Here is a 24,381-nt window from a genome sequence, read left to right as displayed (position 1 = left end):
GCCTTGTCGCTGGCAAGCAAATCTCATAGCGGCTGAATATTAATTAAGCTTTATGGAAGATCGAGCTTAGCGACAACACATTTCCAATGCGTTTGAGAATCTCATCTTGTTCTTCTTCGCTACGAAACTCGCCGCTTGTGTTTCCCCAAATCGGTCCTGGCCATGCAACGTCGTCCTTAAAGCGTGCGATATGATGAATGTGTAGCTGCGGCACCATGTTACCAAGTGCGCCAAGATTCAACTTGTCAGGGCGGAAAGTCGCTTCGAGCGCTTGGCTTACCGCTTGTGACTCAAGTAAAAACTGTTGCAGCTCTTTCATCGGTAAGTGGTGCAATTCTTTTAAGTTGGCACGTTTAGGAACTAAGATGACCCACGGCACTGCATTATCTTTATGTAGAAGTGCAACGCAAAGAGGGAAGTGGCCGATTACTGTGGTGTCTTTTGCCAATTGAGGGTGCAGTTCAAAACTCATTGTGGATATCCGATTCATTTCAATTTGAATTAGTATACGTCAGATAAAACAAAAGGTTGACGCTTTCACGTCAACCTTTGCAATCATTCAGCTTGTGCTACTTAAGTTATCAACTTAAAAGCGTCTTACATGCGCTCTAGCGTTTCGATACCTAGTAGCGATAAACCTTGCTTGATGGTTTTCGCTGTTAGGGCTGCCAGTTTTAGACGGCTTTGCTTAACGGCTTCATCTTCTGCTACTAGAATTGGGCATGCTTCGTAGAAGCTTGAGAATTGACCCGCTAGTTCAAATAGGTAGCTACACATGATGTGCGGTTGGCCTTCACGAGCAACAGATTGAACTGCTTCTTCAAATTGTAGAAGTTTAGCGATAAGCGCTTTTTCTTTTTCGTCAGTGATTTGGATATCACCTTGAAGTTCATTCATCGCTACACCAGCTTTAGCAAAGATGGAGGCAACGCGAGTGTATGCGTATTGCATGTACGGCGCTGTGTTACCTTCAAATGCTAGCATATTGTCCCAATCGAACACGTAGTCAGTAGTGCGGTGTTTAGATAGGTCAGAATATTTAACCGCTGCCATCGCCACTGTTTTAGAGATCTTCTCTTTCTCTTCAGCATCTAGCTCTGGGTTCTTAGATTCTATCAACTGTGCAGCACGAACTTCGGCTTCATCAAGAAGGTCCGCCAAACGAACCGTACCGCCCGCACGAGTCTTGAATGGTTTACCGTCTTTACCAAGCATCATGCCGAAAGCGTGGTGCTCAAGAGATACTGACTCAGGTACGTAACCCGCTTTACGAACGATAGTCCAAGCTTGCATTAGGTGCTGGTGCTGGCGAGAGTCAATGAAGTAAAGTACGCGGTCTGCGCCTAGTTCTTCGTAACGGTATTTCGCACATGCGATATCCGTTGTGGTGTATAGGAAGCCGCCGTCGCGTTTCTGAACGATAACGCCCATCGCTTCGCCGTCTTTGTTCTTGAACTCTTCTAGGAATACAACTTGCGCGCCGTCATCTTCAACCGCAAGACCTTGTGCTTTTAGGTCCGCTACGATCTTAGGTAGCATGTCGTTGTACATGCTTTCGCCCATTACGTCATCACGAGTTAGAGATACGTTTAGACGATCGTAGTTGCGTTGGTTTTGGATCATGGTTACGTCAACCAGCTTCTTCCACATTTCTGCGCAGAATTCATCGCCGCTTTGCAGTTTCACTACGTAGTTACGTGCTTTCACCGCGAATTCTTCATCTTCGTCGTACAGCTTTTTAGATTCACGGTAGAAGCCTTCAAGGTCCGCCAGTTCCATAGAAACTTCGCCAGACTCTTGTTGTACACGCTCAAGGTTTGCGATAAGCATACCGAACTGAGTACCCCAGTCGCCGATGTGGTTCGCGCGGATCACTTTGTGACCTAGAAACTCAAGCGTACGTACTACCGCATCACCGATGATAGTTGAACGTAGGTGACCAACGTGCATTTCTTTTGCAACGTTTGGTGCTGAGTAGTCAGCGACGATAGTTTGAGCTTCTTCAGCTGCAACGCCAAGGCGTGAGTCAGCCAGTGCTGCGTCAGCTTGTTTCGCTAGGAACTCTTCGCTTAGGAAAATGTTGATGAAACCAGGGCCAGCGATTTCTGTTTTGCTCGCAATACCATCCAGGTCTAGAACATCCAGTACTTTCTGTGCAAATTCTCGAGGGTTAGTACCCAGTTTTTTAGCAACGCCCATTACGCCGTTTGCTTGGTAGTCACCAAATTGTGGCTTTGCTGATTGACGAACAGCAGCAGGGCTTCCTGCAGGTGCGCCAGCGGCTTCTAGAGCCTGAGATACTTTGTCATTAATAAGTGCTTGGATATTCACACGCGTTTCCTTCAATTCAAGGACGAAGAACTCGGCAAAATAGGCGCCGAGTTCTGTTGGAGTTCACAAAAATGGGGCTAATGATAACAACTTTATTGCTTTTCATACAGAGAGGATTTGGGGAAATTTTTACTTTTTCGATTGAATGGAAATGTCGCTTTGTTTGCGTTTACTATTGCGCTCAGAGTAAAGAGATAAATCGCCCCAAAAGAGAGCCACAATGACTATTCAACTTGTTGAAAAACGCCTTACGCCTGAACTAATGCTCCAAGACTTAGATGTCTTCATGGGCAAGATTGAAGAGCTTGCAATCTTGTTAAAACTGGATCTGAGCTTTGCTCAAGCTGACCATATTGCATTGCGTATTAATGACCTTGAAACGGCAAAAGCTGTGCATGAGGCATGGAATCAATACGGCAAGGTGATTTCACAAGCGAAAATCAACGGTCGTCCAATTATCGTCATCGAATTCGACACAGCACTCGAAAGCCGCGGCTGGAAGATTGAGTGTCTGGAATTGCCATACCCAGCCGAAGGGAAAACCTATCCAACCGAAAGTTGGGAGCACGTGGAGTTTGTGATGCCATCTCATGCGGAAACCGCAGACGAGTTTTTGGCGGACTTGAAACATACTTATCCAGCGTTTGGCGCGCGTTTTGATGAGTTAGAAGAATTGGGTGTGAAGATCAAACTATCGAGCCCGAAAGGGGAAGGTGAACGCTTGAACAACCCAACCGTGGCGTTTAAGTACCAAGGTATTTGTATCAAGCTGCATCCGCATTCGCTCAAGCGTATAGTGGAGTCTGAGCAGGCGGAATAAGCAAATTTTGAACGACTAGAAAGAAGAAAGGGTTGCAAATGAGCAACCCTTTCTTTCATTCAAATGCGTGAACTTAAAGAATCACTGTCTTATTCCCATAAACAAAAACGTGGTCGTTAATTACCTTATTCAGAGCTTTACTCAAAACATTCTTCTCAACATCGCGGCCTGCTTGAGCCATATCTTGTGCGCTGAATGTGTGATCGACTGGAATAACATCCTGCTTGATGATCGGGCCTTCATCTAGGTCGTTTGTCACGAAGTGGGCTGTTGCGCCAATAATTTTTACGCCACGGTCGTAAGCTTGCTGATAAGGCTTAGCACCGATGAAAGCAGGCAAGAAACTGTGGTGAATGTTGATGATCTTATGGCGGTATTTGTCAACAAACGTTGGCGTGAGAACGCGCATGTATTTCGCTAGCACCAAGTAATCTGCATCGTATTGATCGATCACCTCTAGCATCTTTTTCTCGTGTTCTTCACGGCTTAGATCTTCGTGCGTCACATAGTGGTAAGGGATATCAAAACGTTCAGTGAGGCCTTGCAACTTATCGTAGTTACCCACCACGGCGGCGATTTCTACATCTAAACTGCCATCGTAATTTTTCATCAGAATATCACCTAAACAGTGTGCTTCTTTCGTTACGAGAATCACGATGCGTTTACGGCGAGAGCCAATGAGAGTGCGTTTTGCACCTTGCGGTAGAGCTTGATCTAAATCGGCAAGAAACGTTTGGTCGTTGAAGTACCCCTCCAACTCCGTTCGCATGAAAAAGTGCCCACTGGTGTTATCAACAAATTCGTTATTATGAACGATGTTTAGCTGATGTTTGTAACAGATATTAGTAATTTTAGAGATCAAACCCGGTGCGTCAGAGCAATGGGTCAACAGTGTTTTCTTTTCCATAAATCAGATACTTCCATGCATTATTTTTCTAGCGTACGAAATATGTGTTTTCCCCAAAAGGGTCAACCGTACTGCAATCTGACTTCATAAATAATCTATTCTTGCCATGGTTTCAACAAATTATCTGTGTTGGGCCGTAAGCTGGCCATCTTACGGGCTGATGTCTCTCCCAAACGTCTGATATACTCACGACAATTTTTCTAACCAGATGTCAGGCATGATCGCAAAAACATTTTCCTCTGATGGCGCTTTAGGTAAAGCGATTCCGGGTTTTCAGGCTCGTCAGCCACAAATAGACATGGCTGAAGCCGTCAGTAGTGCGATCAAAGAACAAAGTCAGTTGGTGGTAGAGGCCGGAACTGGTACCGGTAAAACATTTGCTTATCTTGTTCCAGCGTTGTTGAGTGGCAAGAAAGTCATCATCAGTACTGGCTCGAAAAACTTGCAAGAGCAGTTGTACCATCGTGACCTACCGCTGATGGTCAATGCGCTCGGTTTTTATGGTCAAGTGGCGTTATTGAAAGGGCGTTCCAACTATTTATGTTTGGATCGCTTAAGTCGCCAGATGGTAGAAAGCCACACCAACGAATCCGACCCAACATTGTTGACTCAATTGGTGAAGGTGAGGTCTTGGTCCTCAGAGACAAAAACCGGTGACTTAGGTGATTGTGAAGATTTGCCTGAAGACAGCATGATCATCCCAACGATTACCTCGACAAACGATAACTGTTTGGGGAAAGAGTGTCCCAGTTATACTGATTGCTTTGTCTTGAAAGCTCGTAAACGTGCAATGGATTCTGACATCGTCGTGGTGAACCATCACTTGTTTCTTGCGGATTTAGCCATCAAAGAGACAGGTTTTGGTGAGTTGATCCCAGAAGCTGATGTCTTTATTTTCGACGAAGCTCATCAGCTACCAGACATTGCCAGTGAATATTTCGGGCAATCGGTATCGAGTCGCCAAATTCATGACCTCGCCAAAGACATTGAAATCGCGTATCGCACCGAAGCAAAGGACATGCGTCAGCTGCAAAAAGTTGGGGATAAACTACTTCAAAGTGCGATGGATATGCGCATCGTTCTGGGTGAGCCGGGTTTTCGTGGCAACTGGCGAGAAGCGATGCAGTCTGAATCCATTAAGCGCGAATTGGTTCGTTTAACTGACAGCCTAGATCTGGCGATTGATGTGCTCAAATTGGCACTTGGTCGGAGCCAATTGTTGGATACGGCTTTTGAGCGTGCGAACTTGATCAAAGGTCGAATCGATCGTGTGTGTGATGTTGACATCACCGGCTACTCTTACTGGTACGATACGTCACCGCGTCATTTTACTCTGCATATTACTCCGTTATCGGTGGCAGATAAGTTCCATGAACAAATTGAAATCAAGCAAGGTGCCTGGATCTTCACCTCGGCAACGCTTGCGGTCTCTGGTGACTTTAAGCACTTTACCGATCGTCTCGGCTTAAAACCTAAACAACAGTTTTCGCTGCCATCGCCATTTGATTATGAAAAGCAGGCTCGCCTTTGTGTGCCTCGTTATCTTCCTGAGCCAAACAGCCCAGGTTTAGCAGACAAATTGGTGAGAATGTTAGCACCAGTCATTGAAGAAAATGACGGTCGTTGTTTCTTCTTATGTACTTCTCACAGCATGATGCGTGAGTTGGGAGAGAAGTTCCGTGAGGTGTTCGATCTTCCGGTTCTTATGCAAGGTGAAATGAGCAAGCAAAAGACTCTTGCAGAGTTTATGGAGCTGGGTAACGCTTTGCTTGTGGCGACGGGGGCGTTTTGGGAAGGGATCGATGTTAGAGGTGACGCATTGAGCTGTGTTATCATCGACAAATTGCCGTTTACTGCCCCGGATGATCCGCTGCTAAAAGCCCGAATTGAAGATAGTCGATTGCGTGGTGGTGAGCCGTTTGCTGAAGTGCAAATCCCCGATGCGGTGATCACTTTGAAGCAGGGCGTAGGGCGTTTGATTCGAGATCAGAAAGATCATGGTGCATTGATCATTTGTGACAATCGCCTTGTCACCCGTGACTATGGCGGCACGTTCCTTGGAAGCTTGCCTCCGATCCCAAGAACACGAGATTTAGAACGTATCAAAGCGTTTCTTAAAGCAGAATAATTAGTCGCAGCCTGTGCTGTGATGTAACCAAATAAAATAGAGTTTTAGAGAGTTAAATGAGCGCAAAAATTCTTGCTATCGATACCGCAACTGAAAACTGTTCAGTTGCACTACTGGTTAATGACCAAGTGATTTCACGCAGCGAAGTGGCACCTCGTGACCACACGAAAAAAGTGCTGCCAATGGTTGACGAAGTGCTGAAAGAAGCGGGTCTAACTCTACAAGACTTGGATGCACTAGCGTTTGGCCGTGGCCCTGGTAGCTTTACTGGTGTTCGTATCGGTATTGGCATCGCTCAAGGCCTAGCATTTGGTGCAGAACTGCCGATGATTGGCGTTTCAACATTGGCTGCGATGGCACAAGCAAGCTACCGCCTGCATGGTGCAACTGATGTCGCTGTAGCGATTGATGCGCGCATGAGCGAAGTTTACTGGGCACGTTATTCTCGCCAAGAAAACGGCGAATGGATGGGTGTTGATGAAGAATGTGTGATTCCACCAGCTCGTTTGGCGGAAGAAGCACAAGCTGACTCTAAAACGTGGACAACAGCTGGTACAGGTTGGTCTGCGTATCAGGAAGAACTGACAGGCCTGCCGTTTAACACTGCAGACAGTGAGGTATTGTACCCTGACTCACAAGACATTGTGATTTTAGCTAAGCAAGAACTAGAAAAAGGCAATACGGTTCCTGTTGAAGAATCTAGCCCAGTTTACCTGCGTGATAACGTGACTTGGAAGAAGCTTCCAGGCCGCGAATAATTAGGAAAAAAATAAAGACGGGGCGGTAGCCCTGTCTTTTTATGGAGCGTTATGGCGTCGATTAATGGTTTACCTCCTTCACTGATACCCGGTACCAACCGTACCAATAAAGTGGGTAAAAAAGGGCAGGTAAAGAAAGCTCAAAATAAGCAGTCCGTTGGTCAACCTTCAAAGGTGGCAAACGCAGTCGCGCATTCCATAAAACAAGTTGATGAGTCCCAAATTCATCGTGCTCAAGTACAATATGATTTGCCGGAAGGTAATGCTCGCAAAGCCATGGAGCAGTACATGGATGTCATGAATCGAGCAAAAAAAGAGGAACTGGCTCAGCTACTGGGTGTCGATATCTATGTATGAATTTCCTCGAATTGGTATTAATAGATTAAATGGTGGTTTATGAAGGTTTTTGGACGGTTGTTTTTGGTTTTGGTTGCCGCTTTTGGCTTGTCTGCATGCAGCTCTCTTCCTGAAGAGTTGAACGCTAGTACAGAGCAAGTCGTTACCGACTATAAGGCCTTTGCTGAGTCTCAAGGAGAGGTCACGAATGATGTTCGCCTTGGTGGTATCATTGCGAAAGTGGACAACTTCAAAGACAAAACACGCCTAGAGATCGTCAATCTACCTATCAATAAATCGGGCAAACCTGATATTGACCAAGAGCCTACGGGTCGTTTCGCCGTGTATTTTGATGGCTACTTAGAACCCGTTGCATTTAGCCAAGGCCGTTTGGTGACCATTGTGGGCAAAGGGGCCGGTGAAGAAGAAGGCAAAATCGGAGAGCATGAGTACGTATTCCCATTAGTAAAAGGGCAGGGGTATCGCCTATGGAAGATTGAAGAACGAGTGAGAATGTATGACTCTCCTACGTATTTCTATCCATGTTATTCCATCAACTGCCGCATGCTGCGTAATGATTTTCCACAAGATGGTAAAGTAATCAAACAGGTGAAATAAACCAGATGCATGAGCGCCGATTTACTCTCTCTATGGGAGAAATGGCCGCCCTTGAAATAGGTAATGAAAAAACGGCTGACTTGTCAGTCGTTTTTCTTCATGGGTGGCTAGATAATGCCGGAAGCTTCAAAGCGTTGATGGAGCAAATTCATCAATTGAACCCGAAGCTGCATTTGTTAGCTGTCGACCATTTTGGCCACGGCTTATCCAGTCACAAATCCCGCGACAATTATTACCCTTTTCATGATTACATTGCCGATATGTATCAGTTATTGGACAAATTATCGCCAAACAGACTCATGTTAGTGGGGCATTCTCTTGGTGCTTTAATCGCAAGTTGCTATAGTGCAGCGTTTCCTGAACAGGTCGAAGCATTAGTGCAGATTGAAGGTACGGGCCCTTTAACGGAACCTCCTTCAAATAGTTTACAGCGTCTTCGCAATGGTGTGTTAAGTCGAATCCGACAGCAAAACAAACCAGAGCGTGCGTTGGCATCTTTCGATCTGGCGTTAAAATTGCGCATGCAAGCCAACCAATTGAGTGCTGATCAGCTTTTGCCCATTGTGGAGCGAGGGACTGAGTATCGCGACAACAAATGGTACTGGCGACATGATGCCAAGTTAAAGTGTGATTCACTTTACCGCATGGCTCGCGAGCATGCGAATTCGATCACCAGTCAAATACGTTGTCCTCATCTGATCGTATTAGGCGATCAAGGATTTCAGCATTTACCATCTAACCAAGTTGATTGGGGAGAGAATCCACCGCAAGTGGTTTCTGTCGCAGGTGGTCATCACTGCCATTTAGAGCAAATACTCGAAGTCGCAAAGCGAATTCTTGGTGTAGTTAACAAAATTTAAACAAGTGTTTGAGAGTTGCGTGCTCAAGCACGTTCGCTGTGCTGTAATAGCCCTCAAAATAAAAAGGACGCTATTTTTTAGCCAGTTATAAACGAGGAGTAACATCGTGGATAAACCATGGCTTTCACGTTATCCAAGTGACGTACCTGAAACCATCAATCCAGAGCAATATGAGTCTTTGGTAGAAATGTTCGAGCAGTCTGTACAAAAGTATGCAGACCAGCCAGCATTCATGAACATGGGCTCGGTAATGACCTTCCGCAAATTGGAAGAGCGTAGCCGCGCATTTGCCGCTTACCTGCAAAACGAACTGAAATTGCAAAAGGGTGACCGTGTTGCTCTGATGATGCCAAACCTACTGCAATACCCAGTAGCGCTGTTTGGTATTTTGCGTGCAGGTTGTATCGCTGTAAACGTAAACCCTCTCTACACTCCTCGTGAACTTGAACACCAATTGAACGACTCTGGTGCCACGACGATTGTGATTGTGTCTAACTTTGCCAATACACTAGAGCAAATCGTAGATAACACACCTGTGAAACACGTGGTGCTAACTAGCCTTGGCCAAATGCTGCCACGTGCAAAAGGTACGATTGTCGATTTCGTGGTGAAATACGTGAAGGGCATGGTTCCTAAGTACGATCTACCGGGCGCAATTTCAATGCGTAAAGCGCTGCGCAAAGGTCGTCGTCTGCAATACGTGAAGCCGTTTATGTCTGGTGATGATATTGCATTTCTGCAATACACTGGTGGTACTACGGGTGTCGCAAAAGGTGCAATCCTAACGCATCGCAACATGATTGCTAACGTGCTTCAGGCGAAAGGGGCTTACGGTCCAGTACTTTCTCCAGGTCGTGAATTAGTGGTAACCGCATTGCCGCTTTACCACGTGTTCGCACTGACAGTGAACTGTTTGCTGTTTATCGAAATGGGCGGTCGTAACTTACTGATTACCAACCCGCGTGATATTCCCGGCTTTGTAAAAGAGCTGCAAAAGTACCAATTCACAGCGATCACAGGTGTGAATACCTTATTCAATGCGCTAGTGAACAATGAAGATTTCCATGAGTTGGACTTCAGTAATCTTCGCTTGGCTGTTGGTGGCGGTATGGCAGTTCAACGCGCTGTTGCTGAAAAATGGCTGAAGACCACAGGCTGCTACCTGCTTGAAGGTTATGGACTTACTGAGTGTTCACCGTTAGTTGCGGCTTACCCGCATGACTTGGTTGAGTACAACGGTTCTATCGGTCTGCCAGTTCCTTCGACAGAAGTTCGTATGGTTGATGAAGAAGGCAATGTACTGCCAAATACTGGTACAGGTGAGCTACAAGTTCGCGGCCCTCAAGTAATGCAAGGTTACTGGCAACGTCCGGAAGCAACCAAAGACACCATTAACGAAGACGGTTGGCTATCAACGGGTGACATCGTTAAGTTTGATGACGAAGGCTTCCTGCATATTGTTGACCGTAAGAAAGACATGATCTTGGTTTCTGGCTTCAACGTTTACCCGAATGAAATCGAAGACGTTGTCGCTCTGCACGGCAAAGTTCTTGAAGTGGCTGCAATTGGTCAACCGCATGAAGTGTCTGGTGAGTTGGTGAAGATCTACGTTGTAAAACGTGACCCGAGCTTAACCAAAGAAGAAGTGATTGCACACTGTCGTCAGCATCTAACGGGCTACAAGGTTCCAAAACTGGTTGAGTTCCGTGAAGACTTACCGAAGACCAACGTAGGTAAGATCTTACGTCGTGTACTTCGTGAAGAGAACGACGCAGAACTGGCAAAGAAAAGCGCGTAAGCCGATTTCATTGAGTCGCCAGAATTAAAAAATGATAGAATGCCAGCGTTTTGCTGGCATTTTTTATAGCGAGAAGCATGTGAATTATCAGATTATTACTAAAAACAAAGACCTAGAACAAGTTTGTGCTCAAGCAAGAGACGCAGATGTCGTAATGCTGGATACCGAGTTCGTACGTATCAGGACTTTTTATCCGCAACTAGGTTTGATTCAGCTTTTCGACGGCAAGCACTTGTCCCTTATCGATCCGACAGAATTAACGGACATGACATCTTTCATCGAACTATTGAAAGATGCATCGGTACTTAAAGTGCTTCACGCCTGTGGCGAAGATTTAGAAGTATTCCAAAATGCATTTGGTTGTACGCCATTTCCAATGGTCGATACACAGTTAATGGCGGCGTTTCTTGGCCACGGGCTGTCAACAGGTTTCGCAACGCTGGTGGAAGAATACTTAGGTGTTGCGTTGGACAAGAGTGAATCTCGCACCGACTGGATGGCTCGCCCTCTCACGCAAAAGCAACTCGATTATGCAGCGGCAGACGTTCACTACTTGTTGCCACTTTACGAAAAATTGCTCGATAAAGTCACTGAAGCTGGTTGGTGGGAAGCGGTGCAGCAAGAGAGCGACTTATTGGTTTCCAAACGCATTCGCGAAACCAACGAAGAAAATGCGTACCTTGATATTAAAGGAGCGTGGCAACTTAAACCGTCAGAGTTAGCTGTGTTAAAGCCGCTAGCAACTTGGCGTTATCGTGAAGCAATCAAGCGCGACTTAGCACTAAACTTCATTTTCAAAGAGGGTGATTTGCTAACGGTTGCTCGTTTAGGTTTAACAAGCTTTAAAAAGATGGAAGCGGAAGGGATGGATAGCCGCGCGGTCAATCGTCACGGTACTAAAATTGCGGCCATCGTGAAAAAGGCTAAGCAAACGCCACCAGAAGAATACCCAGCTAAAATTGATCGCCTGATGGATTACCCTGGCTATAAGCAGGTTTTCAAAAACATGAAAGATGTCGTGAAAAGTGCTGCGCAAAAATCAGGGTTAGCGACCGAGTTTTTAGCATCGAAAAAGCAGATTAACCAGCTCATCAGTTGGGTGTGGAAGAAGGATCGTGACCCTGCGCGCTTGCCTGATGTTATGCAAGGTTGGCGTCTAGAGTTATTGGGCGAAAAAATGAATAAGGCGTTGAAATAAGCGTAAACTAAAAAGGTTGACCAAATGGTCAACCTTTTTTCGACACGTACATTGTTGTGCGCTGCATATTGCGTTGAGAATAAAGCCTTACTTCTCGTCGTCAGGCAGTTTCACGTTGAGCTCAAGTACAGAAATGTCGTCATCCTTATGCTCAAAGGTTAAATCAACCATGTTCGGGTCAATGTCTACGTATTTACTGATCACCTTCAGAATGTCTTCTTTAAGCTGAGGTAAGTACGAAGGCGCAGGGTCATTTTGGCTGCGGCGTTCAGCCACGATGATTTGTAAGCGCTCTTTCGCCAGACTTGCAGACGTTTTTTTCTGCGGGCGGAAAAATTCTAATAATGACATGTCTAGCCTCCGAACAGTCGTTTAAAGAGTCCTTTCTTCTCCTCAGTAAGGAAACGAAATTCAACTTGATTGCCTAGTAAGCGATCAACAGTGTCAGAGTACGCCATGCCCGCATCGGTGTTTTCGTCGAATGTGACCGGCACACCTTTGTTTGATGCGTTAAGTACCGCTTGGCTTTCAGGAATCACGCCCAATAGTGGGATGTGTAGGATTTCTTCTACGTCTTCCACACTCAGCATTTCACCTTGGTTTACACGCGTAGGGTTGTAACGTGTCAGTAGAAGGTGTTGCTTCACTGGCTCTAGCCCTTGTTCAGCGCGTAGAGACTTAGAATCTAGGATGCCTAGAATGCGGTCTGAGTCGCGTACTGAAGATACTTCAGGGTTAGTCGTTACAATCGCTTCATCTGCGTAGTACAACGCCATGAGCGCGCCTTGCTCGATACCCGCTGGTGAGTCACAGATGATGAAATCAAAGCCCATTTCATCTAGCTCAGTGAAAACTCGTTGCACGCCGTCTTTCGTTAGCGCATCTTTGTCACGAGTTTGGGATGCTGGAAGAATGAAAAGATTGTCTGTGCGCTTATCTTTGATTAGCGCTTGGTTTAATGTCGCTTCGCCGTTAATGACGTTCACAAAGTCATAAACTACACGGCGCTCACAACCCATGATTAGGTCGAGGTTACGCAAGCCGATATCGAAATCGATCACCGCGGTCTTATTCCCTTTCAGAGCAAGACCAGAGGCGATGGCTGCGCTTGAAGTGGTTTTACCAACGCCACCTTTACCAGACGTTACTACAATAATGCGTGCCATTTTTTTTCCTTTTTAGACTAAATCGTGAGTACTTCTAAATGTAATGATTCTTCGGCTTTACTGATCATCACTTTCTTTTGCCAGTACTCACTCTCAATTTGATCGCTTAACCAGTAATCGCCCGCAATGGAGACCAGTTCAGCTTGTAAATCGTGGCAAATAATACGCGCTTCCTGCTGACCACTTGCGCCTGCAATAGCACGGCCGCGCAAGGTGCCATGAATATGAATAGAGCCATCTGCAATCACTTCTGCGCCAGCGCTTACGTGCGCTAGTACGACTAAATCACCGTCTTTTGCGTAAATTTGCTGACCAGAACGAACAGGCGTACGCACAACTTTAGTCGGCGCCATTTTCGCTGGAGCTTGGCTAGGTGATTTACTTGCAGACATGATGGCGAAGCCAGCTTCTGAGGCAAGGTTTTGTACACGTTTGTCTTTACTGCCCGTTATACCGACTGGAATAAACCCAGCATCTGCGATGCCTTGTTTAAGCGCAGGGAAATCAATGTCGCCTTGTACTTTTGCTATATTGATTACCAAAGGCGCGGATGCGAAGAAAGAAGGTGCTTGAGAAACTTTTTCTTGCAAAAATTCGACAGTATTTGCGATCTCATTGTCAGAAAGGTGTAAAACTGACAAAGTAAAACTGCTACCTTTAAGGTCTGGTGAATGGGTCATCGTGGACTTCTTGCCTCTGTTGAAAGAGCGTTGCCTTAAACTAGGTCTGTCATGTTATATTTCATCCTTTGACGCAGCAAGTTCTCTAGCAGGCAAATAGGCGAATTAATCTCAAATTTGCAATTAAGTTTGCGAGAATTTTACGTTTTCAACTCAATCCGTATTCAAAGCGGGTAAATCAGCATAAAAGGCGTGTCATGCTTTGTTCTATTTATAAAAGCTCGAAAAAAGAAGGTACTTATCTCTATATCCCGAAAAAGGATGATTTTTCACAGGTTCCTGACACCTTAATGCAGATGTTCGGTAAGCCTATTCCTGTCATGACGATTAAACTTGATGGTCGTAAATTGGCACAAGTAGATATCGAAAAAGTGAAGGCTTCATTACAAAATGATGGCTTCTTTCTGCAGGTTCCTCCACCGCCGGAAAACCTATTAGAAAAGTACAAAGAACAAAAAGCTCAGCAAAAGAACGAACAGTAACTCGGCTTCTTTCTGAGACTTCTGCCTTGCTCAAGGAGGGCAATATGAAAAAAATACTGGCTACAATGCTTAGCGTTGGCGTATGTACCTCAGCCTTTGCAAGTAGCGAGGGTTTTGAAGAATACTTAGATAAATTGCGTGCAGAAGCGCGTAACCAAGGTATCTCAGAGCAGGTAATCAGTGCCGCTTTCGCAAATGTTGAATACAAACCGAGAGCAGTAACAGCAGACCGCAACCAACCAGAGAAAAAACTGACGTTGGATGAATACATTCCTCGTGCAGTCCCTGAGTGGAAAGTAAAGCAAGCCAAAGCACTATACAAAGAGCACTATGCGGAGCTTAAGCGCATAGGCGATCAATACGGCGTGCAACCTCGCTTTATTGTTGCGCTCTGGGGTGTAGAAAGTAACTTTGGCAAGTTTACAGGTAACTTCCGCGTAATTGATGCGTTGTCGACGATGGCATTTGAAGGTCGTCGTGAAGAATTTTTCCGCAAAGAGACCATGGCGGCGCTGCAAATCCTTGATCAAGGCCATATCGAGCTAGATAATTTTAAAGGTTCTTGGGCTGGTGCGATGGGACAGTGTCAATTTATGCCAAGCTCTTTCCTACGTTTTGCCGCCGATGGTAACGGAGACGGAAAAAAAGACATCTGGCAATCAGAAGCGGATGTGTTTGCGTCTACCGCTAACTACTTGAGCGAGTCTGGCTGGGACGATAAGTTTACTTGGGGGCGCCAAGTGAAAGTGCCGAAAGGGATTGATCGTAGCCTAGAAGGACGCGGGGCAGAAAAAGGCAAATATCTTCAGGAGTGGAGTAAACTTGGCATCACGAAGTACGATGGCAGTCCATTACCTAAACTGAATGAAGATATCCAAGCATGGCTTATCATGCCTGACGATGAAAACGGTCGTACGTATCTGGTTTACAATAACTATAACGTACTGATGAAGTGGAACCGCTCTTACTACTTCGCGCTTGCCGTCAGCCATCTTGCTGATCGCATTTCATTCTAGTTCGTTAGTAAATACTGTTTTATAGGGGCTCTTCGGAGCCCTTTGTTTTTCCCACATTCTTATCGAGGTACTGCGTGTTATCTGAACGTGCTGCGCAAATGGTGATCTTTTCTGCATTGATCAAACATAAAAACTTTACTGCGGCGGCGAAAAGCCTTGGAGTGTCAGTATCTCACGTCAGCAAACAGCTTAGTCAGTTAGAGGAATCTCTTGGCATCAAGCTTGTTCAACGCACCACGCGTAGTTTTACGCCTACCGAAGCGGGAAAAACGTTTTATCATCATTGTGAACAAGTGGTGCAGGCGGTGAGTAGTGCGACGTTAGAAATGGAAAGCCAAAGGGATGAAGTGGCTGGGCTGGTTCGCCTCGGGTTATCTCAATCATTTGGAACGCTGCACATCATTCCTGCGATTCAAGAGCTGCGTGAGTTGTATCCACAGCTTCAAGTGGAAGTGCATTTGTTTGACTACAAGGTCGATATGCTGGCGGAAGGGCTCGATCTGTGGGTAACAAACAATGAGCACCTACCAGAGGGCTACATTGCGCAGCGTTTGACTGACTGCCAGTTTGTGGTGGCAGCATCGCCGGATTATTTGCTTAAGTATGATACTCCGACTGAGCCGAACGACTTGTCTTTGCACAACTGCTTGATCTATCGCAGTTGGGAGCGTGATTACACAGGATGGGCATTTACCAAGGGACAACAAGAGCTCAACGTAAAAGTCTCCGGCAACTACTCTGTCGATTTAGCAGAAGCCGTACGTGACGCTGCGATTGCTGGATGGGGGATTGCGTATCTCGCTACGTACTTGCTTGGTGATGAGTTCAGAACGGGTAAGTTGATTCAACTATTGCCAGACTGGAAAGCGAGCCAGTCGATGCCATTTTATGCGGTGTACCCGAGTCGTCAGCACATGCCGAAAAAAATATCAGCCGTTATCAACTTTATTAAACAGAAAATTGGCAACCCGTGTCACTGGGATCAGCGCCTCGCACCTTACATCTCTATTCCCAAGTAGATTCACTAATAACGTTCAAGAGGTGTTTCTAGTCGATTTCCTCTAAGCAAAACATTTTTCGACTATTCAGTGGTTGTATAAGGTGATTTGTCTCACAAAATTTTTCCAAATCTAGAAACATCTTTTCCATATGGAAATAATAAAAACAAGCAAACGTTTATCTATAATAAATTCAATTAGTTATTTGTGTGGTTAATTATTGTTCGCTTGAACTTTTCACACTGTTAACATCCTCAACTTGCGCCATTTTGAGTCCGCTATACAATCCGGTGCCTTCCATATCCCCCTTCTGTCGGATTCATTTTATGAACTCAATTATTGGTATCGTAGCCATACTATTCGTAGCATGGCTACTTTCTACAAATAGAAAAAATATAAAGCTGAGAACAGTGGCGTTTGCGTTTGCTTTACAGGTGCTGTTTGCATTGTTGGTTTTATATGTACCAGCAGGACGAGATGCGCTGAATTCAGTAAGCAGCGTCGTGTCGAATTTGATCAACTACGGTCAAGAAGGCATCGCGTTTTTATTCGGTAATTTGGCGACAGGGGGCTTCACCTTTGCGATCAATGTACTGGGTATCATCGTTTTCTTCTCCTCTCTTATCTCCGGTCTTTATCACATTGGTGTGATGCCAAAAGTTATCAACTTCATTGGTGGTGGTATTCAAAAGCTTCTTGGCATTGGTCGTGCTGAGTCTTTGTCTGCAACGGCGAACATTTTTGTCGGCACTATCGAAGCGCCACTTATGGTGAAACCCTACCTAAAGCACATGACTGATTCGCAGTTCTTTGCGGTAATGACAGGTGGTTTGGCATCAGTAGCTGGTGGTACGTTGGTAGGTTATGCCTCGTTGGGTGTTGATCTTAACTACCTTATCGCTGCTGCCTTTATGTCTGCGCCCGCAGGCTTGTTGATGGCGAAAATTCTCATGCCAGAAGATGTGAACAAAGCACCAGATATCGACATTAGCCAAGTGGAAATTCCACGCGCAACTAACGTGGTTGAAGCGTTAGCCGATGGCGCAATGGCGGGTGTTCGCATCGCTGTGTCTGTAGGTGGTACGTTGTTAGCGTTCATCAGCGTAATCGCGTTGCTGAACGGCATGCTAGGTTGGGTTGGAGACCTTATTGGTACGCCACTAAGCTTTGAGCTTATCTTAGGCTACGTATTTGCACCTGTCGCATGGTTGTTAGGTGTGCCATGGGAAGAGGCGATTACGGCGGGCTCGCTTATCGGTAACAAGATCGTGGTGAACGAGTTTGTTGCTTTCATCCAACTAGCAGAAGTGAAATCTCAGCTAAGTGCTCACTCTCAAGCTATCGTGACTTTCGCACTGTGTGGTTTTGCAAACATCTCTAGTATGGCAATGCTGATCGGCGGATTGGGTTCTTTGGTACCAGAGAAGCGTGCATTTGTTTCTAAGCATGGTTTCCGCGCGATTATTGCCGGCGTTATGGCGAACTTGATGAGTGCTTCTATTGCGGGTGTGATTTTAAGTCTGTAATTGAAATAGATATCTAAAATTAGCAAAAAGGCTCCTTGCGGAGCCTTTTTCGTATCTCAATATTGATGTTATTGTTCAGTATGGAACTGCTCGCAAGCCAACATCGTGTTCTCAATCAAGCTTGCTACGGTCATTGGGCCAACACCACCAGGAACCGGAGTAATGAAGCTCGCGCTTTCGCGTGCTTTGTCGTATTCCACATCGCCCACTAGCTTGCCTGAATCAAGACGGTTAATGCCTACATCGACAACCACTGCGCCTTTTTTAATCCACTCGCCAGGGATGAAGTTTGGCTTACCTACCGCGACCACAACAACGTCAGCTTGACGTACGTGGCTTTCTAGATCTTTGGTAAAGCGGTGGCATGTCGTTGTTGTACAACCAGCAAGCAGCAGCTCAAGTGTCATTGGACGACCAACAATGTTTGATGCGCCAACCACAACCGCATGTTTACCACGAAGCTCGATGTTGTAACGCTCGAGTAGGGTAATGATGCCTTTAGGCGTACAAGAGCGAAGCTTAGGAATACGCTGCGCAAGACGGCCAACGTTATATGGGTGGAAGCCATCCACGTCTTTTTCTGGATGAATGCGTTCTAGAACGTGTGTGGTATCAATACCAGCAGGAAGTGGTAACTGAACTAAAATGCCGTCAATTTCGTTGTCGTTGTTCAACTCATCAATAAGAGCAAGCAGCTCCTCTTCAGATGTTGAAGCCGGAAGGTCAAACGACTTGGATACAAAGCCAACTTCTTCACAAGCGCGGCGTTTGCTGCCCACGTAAACTTGAGATGCTGGGTCTTCACCAACCAGAACAACTGCTAGGCCAGGAGCGCGTAAACCTGCTGCGACGCGAGCTTTAACACGTGCTGCAACTTCGGATCGAACAGTTTGGGAAATGAGAGTTCCGTCTATATTTTGAGCAGTCATGACTTTCCTTATAAATTAAGAAGGCAAATTATCTGCGGCGCATTGTCGCAGAAATTCTAATTAACATCCATACGCAAACGTTTGCCTTGTGGTGTTTTTGAACATTAAACGTTTTAATGGACTTTTTTTAGGCATTCAGATCAGAATGTTATGAAAACCCGTTGATTTACCCGTTTGAACTCGTATAATCCTGTCCCTGTAGCGCGCCCTTAGCTCAGCTGGATAGAGCACGTCCCTTCTAAGGATGTGGTCATTGGTTCGAATCCAATAGGGCGTGCCATTTATTCTAAAAAGCCCCGATAACTCTTTGAGTTGTCGGGGCTTTGTCGTTTTAGAACATTCGATATTAATCGCTACGTCACCTACAACTTTTGACTGAGATTATAGCTATTGCAATCTCTAGCAATTAACATGAGCTCATATTAGTTGCTTTCCTGTTTATCTTTATGCCTGCCACGTCTAGATTTTATGAACAACACGCAGATTGTTTAGCGGAGCAATACACTTCGCTCAAGTTTGAGGATGTCCACGCGAGCTGGAGAGCTTTCTGGCCTCAAGCCAGAGATCGCGTCTTAGATGTTGGGGCTGGCTCTGGTCGAGACGCTAAATGGATGGCTGAACATGGATGTGAAGTTATTGCGATTGAACCTGCTCAAGCGCTTCTGAGATTTGGTAAGTCTTACTGTGGTGATTCAGTTACTTGGCTTGAAGATGGGTTACCTAAGCTTGAGAAAGTCATTAATCTTGGCTTTCGCTTCGATTTAATTCTTGTTAGTGCGGTATGGATGCATCTTGCGCCTACGCACCGTGAACGCGCATTTCGCAAACTTGCGAATTTGCTAGCGCCCAATGGTCGATTGGTGATTAGCCTTCGTCACGGTGACTTTTCTGACGGTCGTAAAGCTTATCCGGTATCGGTTGAAGAGCTTGAAAAGTTTGCAAAGAATAGCGCGTTAATGGTGAGAAACGTATCTCTCGATGATGACCAGTTACAGCGAACAGGTGTATCTTGGCAAACTGTAGTTATGTCTTTGCCTGATGATGGTTCTGGTGATCTGAATAAGGTTCGTCACATTATCGTCAATGATTCCAAATCGGCTACCTATAAACTCGCACTACTGCGTACTTTACTACGAATTGCAGATGCTCATTCTGGTGCAGTGGTTGATCGTAGTGACGGTAAAGTTGCCATCCCATTAGCATTAGTCGGCTTATATTGGATTCGTCAATTTAAGCGTTTAATCGATAAAGAGAACATCCAGCAGAACTCGAACTCGTCTAAAGGACTAGGATTTATCAAGCCGGAAGGTTGGGGTAGACTTTCCCATTTAAGTCCTGATGATCTTGCTATAGGCGCGACATTTTTTGGTGAAGATGCAGTGGCGCTGGATAAAGCAATAAAAGACAGCTTAAAAACCATAAAAGATGGCCCCGTCACCTTTACCTATCAAGGTGATAAATCAAACCCTTACTTTGAAATGATTCGTTCAGCTAAGAAGCCAAAAAGTTCAATTGTTGTGGATAGCGAGTTCCTCAAAAGTTATGGGCTGTTTGTGTTGGATGAAAGCCTTTGGGATTGTTTTCGATTGTATAACTCTTGGATTGAGCCGCTGGTGGTCAACCAGTGGATTATGGAAATGCAACGATTTCGGTCTAATCAAGAGCGGGGTATTCCACTGCAAACGTATCACGATTGTTTGGTCTGGATTGATAAAGACCATGATACGCGAGTGGTGCGAAAGAGAATTGAACAGTTGAAGCTCAGCCATTGCGACATTGTCAGTGTATGGAGTGGAAGCAAATTACGAAATGAGTATCACGTTGATCACTGTTTGCCTTTTGCTTATTGGCCTAACAATGATAAGTGGAACTTGCTACCAACTTCTAAGGCTGAAAACCTGAACAAACGTGATCGTATTCCTGCTAGCTATCGATTAAACGCATCTAAGCCGCGAATTTTGGATTGGTGGCAGCTAGCTTGGGGAGAGACGGATAGTTTGAGTCGGACATTTTTTACCGAGGCTTCATTGTCGCTACCTAATGTGCCAGCATCTTGCCAAGATTTTGAGCATGTCTTTGAAGCGATGGGATTACAAATTCGTGGTGTTAAAAGTCGCCTGTGTATCGCGGAATGGTAATATCTCGTTTGCTATTACCTCGTGATAAATGAAGTTTGATTGGTAACTAACAAAAAAGCGCTGGTTAACCAGCGCTTTTGCATTTACTAAGGGCATTACATCTTTTTAAAGATGATGGAGGTGTTGATGCCGCCAAAGGCGAAGTTATTACTCATCAAATATTTCACGTCCAGCTCTCGGCCTTGTCCGGCGATGTAGTCTAAATCGCCACATTGCTCGTCGAGGTTTTCTAGGTTGAGCGTTGGGTTGAACCAACCCGTGTGCATCATTTCTAAACCTAGCCACGCTTCAATTGCGCCACACGCGCCTAGTGTGTGGCCAAAGTAGCTCTTGAGTGAACTGATTGGCACTTTGCCCAGAGCATTCGCTGTTGCGTTGCTTTCTGCAATATCACCGCGGTCGGTGGCAGTGCCGTGAGCAGATACATAGTCGATCTTCTCAGCAGGAATGCCCGCGTTTTGCAAAGCCATTTCCATACAGATTTGCATGGTTTCCATCTGTGGTTGAGTGACGTGTGCGGCATCACAGTTGCTGGCAAAACCGATGATTTCTGCATAGATTTTCGCGCCACGAGCGACGGCGTGTTCGTACTCTTCCAGAACCAGCGTTCCCGCACCTTCACCAATCACCAAACCATCGCGATCGGAGTCATAAGGTCTTGGTGTGCTTTTCGGGTCTTCATTCTTCAGACTGGTGGCAAAAAGGGTATCGAAGACAGCGGATTCCGTTGGGCACAATTCTTCAGCGCCACCAGCAACCATGACCGTTTGGTAGCCGTGTTTGATCGCTTCGTAGGCGTAGCCGATTGCTTGGCTGCCGGAGGTACATGCACTACTGGTTGGGATCACTCGGCCTTTCAAACCGAAAAATAGACCAACGTTCACTGCCGTCGTATGCGGCATCATCTGCACGTAAGTCGTTGCGGTGATCGCTTTAGTGGTTTTCTCATTCAGCATGACACCAAATGCGCCGATTGCGTCAGTACTGCCTGTTGATGAGCCGTATGCGATACCCGTTTGGCCATTGGTGAGTACGTCGTTACCAATCAAACCTGCTTGGCTCAGTGCGTTTTCTGTTGCGACGGTCGCCAATTTAGAAACACGCCCCATGCCGCGTACTTGCTTGCGCTTGTAGTGCTTTGGCAGTTCAAAATCTAAAATTGGTGCCGCGAGCTTGGTGTTCAAACCATCATACTGTTCGTAAGAAGGCATGTATTGCGTCGCGTTCTGGCAGTCACGCAGTTTTGGCTCGACAGATTGCCAATCGTTACCAAACGCAGTCACGCCCGACATTCCGGTTACAACGACTCGACGGTTCATACTAGGCCTCCGTTTACCGAAATGACTTGGCGAGTTACATAGCCTGCGATGTCAGACATAAGGTAACTGACTAAACCAGCGACTTCTTCTGGTTCTCCCATGCGGCGCAAAGGAATTTGCGGCATCGCGTGTTCTTTTACGTGTTCGTCTACCATGCCTGTGTCGATAAGTCCCGGTGCAACGCAGTTAACGGTGATTTTGCGTTTTGCCAGTTCAAGTGCGAGTGATTTTGTTGCACCAATTACGCCCGCTTTTGCTGCGCTGTAGTTGGTTTGACCACGGTTACCCATCAGGCCAGATACTGATGCAAGGGTAACAATTCGACCACCTTTACGCTTTTGCACCATTGGCATAACACAAGGGTGAAGAACGTTGTAGAAGCTATCTAGGTTGGTATGAATCACGCCATCCCATTCTTCTTCGGTCATCGCAGGGAAAGCGGTATCTTTTGTGATGCCAGCGTTGTTCACGACGCCATAGTAAGCGCCGTGGGCGACGATATCGGCTTCTAGTTTCTCACGGCAATCTGCACGGTCACTGATGTCGAATTGGATAAGACGACCGCTACCACCATGTTGTTCGATGGTGTCTAGGGTATTTTGTGCGCCTTGTTGATCGCCCATGTAATGGACGATGATTTGGAAACCATCTTTGGCTAATTGAACGGCAATGGCTTTACCGATGCCTTTGCTGGCACCTGTAACGAGGACTTGTCGGGTCATTGTTGACTCCTGATTTTCATTTCTTGTAATTTTTCTTCTGATGGAACGTAAACGTTCAATTGGCAAGTCGCTACAACAGTTCCTTGTAGCTCAATACGGGCAGAAAATACCGCCATACCATTATCTTCCATGACTTTTTCGGCATACACATCGAGCACTTGTCCGCGAGAAAACGCATCGCATTCAGACGTGTATCGACGGCTACCAAGTAAAAAGCCAATCGGTGGCGCTTGTTCTTTCATTAATGCGTGGTAACCAGACCACGCTGCGACAGATTGCGCCATAAACTCGATGCCAACGTAAGCAGGCACGGTTTGAGAGGCCGAGTCGAAGAACGGGTTGTGTTCTGCGATATCAACCTGGCAGTGAATCGTATCTTGTTGAATATCCATAGCACGATCAACCAAGATCATTGGTTTGTCGTGTGGCAAAAGTTGTTCGATGGGAGGAAGTTTAGTCATGAGCGTAACCAAAAATAAGACTAATATTGTTGCCACCAAAAGCAAAAGAGTTACTGAGAATCGCTTTGTTGCCAAGTTTGGTTGGCGTCTCAACTAACGATATATGGATATCGTCTGCCTTGGTTTCGCAGTGTTGCATTGGCAAGTCAAGGTTGTACTTGAGAATATGCCAAGCGATAGCGGCTTCCGTCGCACTTGCTGCACCTAATGTGTGTCCGGTAAGTGGCTTTGTAGAGCTCACAGGGACGGAGTCACCAAAGCAGCGGTGGATGGCTTTGCTTTCCATCGCATCATTTAACGGTGTTGCTGTGCCATGCGCGTTGATGTAACCAATGTCTTGTGCTGTTAGTCCTGCATTGGCCAACGCTTTTTTCATCGCTTCTTCTGCGCCTACCCCTTCTGGATGTGGTGCGGAAATGTGGTGTGCGTCTGAGCTATCGCCAGCTCCGAGAAGAGCAACGGGCGCGGGTGTTTTGCTTAGCAACATTAATGCTGCGGCTTCACCGATATTAATGCCGTTGCGATGTTGGTCAAACGGTTTACAAAGAGTATCGGATAGGGCTTCTAAACCGTTAAAGCCGTTTAGCGTTAGGCGACAAATGGTATCCACGCCACCCACAATGACCGCATCAACAATACCAGAGCGAATCAGGCGTTGCGCGGTTAAAAAAACACGACCACTAGAAGAACAGGCGGTTGAAACTGAGTAATGTGGCCCGCTTAAATCAAAGTAGGCGGCAATAAAATCGCTGCAGTTGCCAAGCTCTTGTTTGGTGTAATGGTAGTCGGCAGGAAACTCGCCGTTTGCCAGCTTCTCTCCAAACGCGATTTCGCCATCTGAAATGCCAGATGTGCTGGTGCCGATCACGACCGCGATACGGTCACGGCCATATTCAGCAATGGCGTCATGCACGTCGCTTTCAATTTGCTGCAAAGCCGAAAGTGCGAGGCGGTTGTTTCTTGTATCAAACCGGCTGAAAGCTGGTGGTAATTGCGGTAACGGTTGTGCAATTCGACCGATTACTGTTTGTCGGCCTGAATTCAAAATGTCTTGGTCAACCACCATGTTGGATGGTTTCGCTCCCGATAAACACTGGTGGATGATGGCGTCATCTTGTCCCATTGCGGAGTGGAAACCACAGGCCTGAATATACAAAGGTTGAGGAGAGCGATTAGGCATATTGTTGTTC

At 46.0% G+C, this 24,381-nt stretch carries 24 protein-coding genes and 1 tRNA gene; 14 read left to right on the top strand and 11 right to left on the bottom strand.

Annotated elements, in window-relative coordinates; genetic code table 11:
• Positions 1-43: 43 nt before the first annotated feature.
• Both NL646_RS08640 and argS read right to left on the bottom strand, forming a co-directional pair.
• Complete coding sequence (locus tag NL646_RS08640) at positions 44-472, bottom strand: HIT domain-containing protein (protein ID WP_253664094.1); 429 nt, start codon at positions 470-472, stop codon at positions 44-46.
• A gap of 125 nt (positions 473-597) precedes the next feature.
• A complete protein-coding gene (gene argS / locus NL646_RS08635) occupies positions 598-2,331 on the bottom strand; it encodes an arginine--tRNA ligase (protein WP_253664093.1) in 1,734 nt (577 codons plus the stop codon).
• Positions 2,332-2,551: 220 nt separating this feature from the next.
• Between argS and NL646_RS08630 the strand changes: the two genes are divergently transcribed.
• Entirely contained in the window at positions 2,552-3,151 is a 600-nt protein-coding gene (locus tag NL646_RS08630; protein ID WP_253664092.1) for a VOC family protein, read from the top strand.
• A gap of 73 nt (positions 3,152-3,224) precedes the next feature.
• Here NL646_RS08630 and purU read toward each other — a convergent pair whose 3' ends face one another.
• Entirely contained in the window at positions 3,225-4,058 is an 834-nt protein-coding gene (gene purU / locus NL646_RS08625) for a formyltetrahydrofolate deformylase (protein ID WP_253664091.1), read from the bottom strand.
• 217 nt (positions 4,059-4,275) lie between these two features.
• Here purU and NL646_RS08620 point away from each other — a divergent pair, with 217 nt between their 5' ends.
• The 7 genes from NL646_RS08620 to rnd all read left to right on the top strand — a co-directional run bounded on the left by NL646_RS08620 (position 4,276) and on the right by rnd (position 11,754).
• Positions 4,276-6,186 (top strand): ATP-dependent DNA helicase, encoded by a 1,911-nt coding sequence (locus NL646_RS08620; RefSeq protein WP_253664090.1) that lies wholly within the window; start codon positions 4,276-4,278, stop codon positions 6,184-6,186.
• A gap of 56 nt (positions 6,187-6,242) precedes the next feature.
• Complete coding sequence (tsaB, locus tag NL646_RS08615; protein ID WP_017448733.1) at positions 6,243-6,944, top strand: tRNA (adenosine(37)-N6)-threonylcarbamoyltransferase complex dimerization subunit type 1 TsaB; 702 nt, start codon at positions 6,243-6,245, stop codon at positions 6,942-6,944.
• 51 nt (positions 6,945-6,995) lie between these two features.
• On the top strand, positions 6,996-7,301 hold the full coding sequence (locus NL646_RS08610) for a hypothetical protein (RefSeq protein WP_005478797.1): 306 nt from the start codon (positions 6,996-6,998) through the stop codon (positions 7,299-7,301).
• A gap of 39 nt (positions 7,302-7,340) precedes the next feature.
• Positions 7,341-7,898, top strand: a complete 558-nt coding sequence (locus tag NL646_RS08605) for a Slp family lipoprotein (RefSeq protein WP_005496050.1) — start codon at positions 7,341-7,343, stop codon at positions 7,896-7,898.
• Positions 7,899-7,903: 5 nt separating this feature from the next.
• Entirely contained in the window at positions 7,904-8,758 is an 855-nt protein-coding gene (locus NL646_RS08600) for an alpha/beta fold hydrolase (RefSeq protein ID WP_253664089.1), read from the top strand.
• Between the two features lie 106 nt (positions 8,759-8,864).
• The gene (gene fadD, locus NL646_RS08595) at positions 8,865-10,556 is read left to right on the top strand and encodes a long-chain-fatty-acid--CoA ligase FadD (RefSeq protein WP_005455511.1); all 1,692 of its coding nucleotides are present in this window, start codon (positions 8,865-8,867) and stop codon (positions 10,554-10,556) included.
• 79 nt (positions 10,557-10,635) lie between these two features.
• Entirely contained in the window at positions 10,636-11,754 is a 1,119-nt protein-coding gene (rnd, locus tag NL646_RS08590) for a ribonuclease D (RefSeq protein WP_021447616.1), read from the top strand.
• Positions 11,755-11,841: 87 nt separating this feature from the next.
• Here rnd and minE read toward each other — a convergent pair whose 3' ends face one another.
• Genes minE through minC form a run of 3 tightly spaced genes read right to left on the bottom strand, consistent with a single transcriptional unit; the run spans position 11,842 to position 13,600 of the window.
• On the bottom strand, positions 11,842-12,105 hold the full coding sequence (gene minE / locus NL646_RS08585) for a cell division topological specificity factor MinE (RefSeq protein ID WP_005458079.1): 264 nt from the start codon (positions 12,103-12,105) through the stop codon (positions 11,842-11,844).
• A 2-nt stretch (positions 12,106-12,107) separates the two neighbouring features.
• Positions 12,108-12,920: a septum site-determining protein MinD gene (minD, locus tag NL646_RS08580; RefSeq protein ID WP_005458081.1), complete on the bottom strand. Its 813-nt coding sequence runs from the start codon at positions 12,918-12,920 to the stop codon at positions 12,108-12,110.
• A gap of 17 nt (positions 12,921-12,937) precedes the next feature.
• Positions 12,938-13,600 carry a septum site-determining protein MinC gene (gene minC, locus NL646_RS08575; RefSeq protein ID WP_024700951.1) on the bottom strand — a complete coding sequence of 221 codons (663 nt, stop codon included), beginning with the start codon at positions 13,598-13,600 and terminating at the stop codon, positions 12,938-12,940.
• A 197-nt stretch (positions 13,601-13,797) separates the two neighbouring features.
• On the opposite strand from minC, the gene NL646_RS08570 reads away from it, so the two are divergent.
• The 4 genes from NL646_RS08570 (at position 13,798) to NL646_RS08555 (ending at position 17,622) form a co-directional block, all read left to right on the top strand.
• Positions 13,798-14,082 (top strand): YcgL domain-containing protein, encoded by a 285-nt coding sequence (locus NL646_RS08570; RefSeq protein WP_005460544.1) that lies wholly within the window; start codon positions 13,798-13,800, stop codon positions 14,080-14,082.
• 44 nt (positions 14,083-14,126) lie between these two features.
• The gene (locus NL646_RS08565; RefSeq protein WP_005479026.1) at positions 14,127-15,098 is read left to right on the top strand and encodes a lytic transglycosylase domain-containing protein; all 972 of its coding nucleotides are present in this window, start codon (positions 14,127-14,129) and stop codon (positions 15,096-15,098) included.
• A 74-nt stretch (positions 15,099-15,172) separates the two neighbouring features.
• A complete protein-coding gene (locus tag NL646_RS08560) occupies positions 15,173-16,117 on the top strand; it encodes a LysR family transcriptional regulator (protein WP_005460577.1) in 945 nt (314 codons plus the stop codon).
• Between the two features lie 305 nt (positions 16,118-16,422).
• Entirely contained in the window at positions 16,423-17,622 is a 1,200-nt protein-coding gene (locus NL646_RS08555) for a NupC/NupG family nucleoside CNT transporter (protein ID WP_005479028.1), read from the top strand.
• A gap of 68 nt (positions 17,623-17,690) precedes the next feature.
• On the opposite strand, the gene folD is transcribed toward NL646_RS08555, so the two are convergent.
• Complete coding sequence (folD, locus tag NL646_RS08550; RefSeq protein ID WP_253664088.1) at positions 17,691-18,551, bottom strand: bifunctional methylenetetrahydrofolate dehydrogenase/methenyltetrahydrofolate cyclohydrolase FolD; 861 nt, start codon at positions 18,549-18,551, stop codon at positions 17,691-17,693.
• Between the two features lie 203 nt (positions 18,552-18,754).
• Here folD and NL646_RS08545 point away from each other — a divergent pair.
• Together NL646_RS08545 and NL646_RS08540 are read left to right on the top strand one after the other, a co-directional pair.
• A tRNA-Arg gene (locus tag NL646_RS08545) sits at positions 18,755-18,831 on the top strand.
• Positions 18,832-18,997: 166 nt separating this feature from the next.
• On the top strand, positions 18,998-20,689 hold the full coding sequence (locus NL646_RS08540; protein ID WP_253664087.1) for a class I SAM-dependent methyltransferase: 1,692 nt from the start codon (positions 18,998-19,000) through the stop codon (positions 20,687-20,689).
• A gap of 95 nt (positions 20,690-20,784) precedes the next feature.
• Here the strand turns inward: NL646_RS08540 and NL646_RS08535 are convergent, their stop codons facing one another.
• Genes NL646_RS08535 through NL646_RS08520 form a run of 4 tightly spaced genes read right to left on the bottom strand, consistent with a single transcriptional unit; the run spans position 20,785 to position 24,371 of the window.
• Entirely contained in the window at positions 20,785-22,008 is a 1,224-nt protein-coding gene (locus NL646_RS08535; RefSeq protein ID WP_021452981.1) for a beta-ketoacyl-ACP synthase, read from the bottom strand.
• A complete protein-coding gene (fabG, locus tag NL646_RS08530) occupies positions 22,005-22,730 on the bottom strand; it encodes a 3-oxoacyl-ACP reductase FabG (RefSeq protein WP_086581909.1) in 726 nt (241 codons plus the stop codon). Before fabG ends, NL646_RS08535 begins: the two co-directional genes overlap by 4 nt.
• The gene (locus NL646_RS08525) at positions 22,727-23,191 is read right to left on the bottom strand and encodes a hotdog family protein (RefSeq protein ID WP_029823415.1); all 465 of its coding nucleotides are present in this window, start codon (positions 23,189-23,191) and stop codon (positions 22,727-22,729) included. The genes fabG and NL646_RS08525 overlap by 4 nt, the downstream gene beginning before the upstream one ends.
• Entirely contained in the window at positions 23,184-24,371 is a 1,188-nt protein-coding gene (locus NL646_RS08520) for a beta-ketoacyl-[acyl-carrier-protein] synthase family protein (protein WP_025625694.1), read from the bottom strand. Before NL646_RS08520 ends, NL646_RS08525 begins: the two co-directional genes overlap by 8 nt.
• Positions 24,372-24,381: the final 10 nt, after the last annotated feature.

This window comes from Vibrio sp. Y20_XG_PY13 (assembly GCF_024181925.1).
Taxonomy (GTDB): domain Bacteria; phylum Pseudomonadota; class Gammaproteobacteria; order Enterobacterales; family Vibrionaceae; genus Vibrio; species Vibrio parahaemolyticus.
Note: the sequence above shows the minus strand (reverse complement) of the source record. Positions and strands in the feature narration are given on the sequence as shown.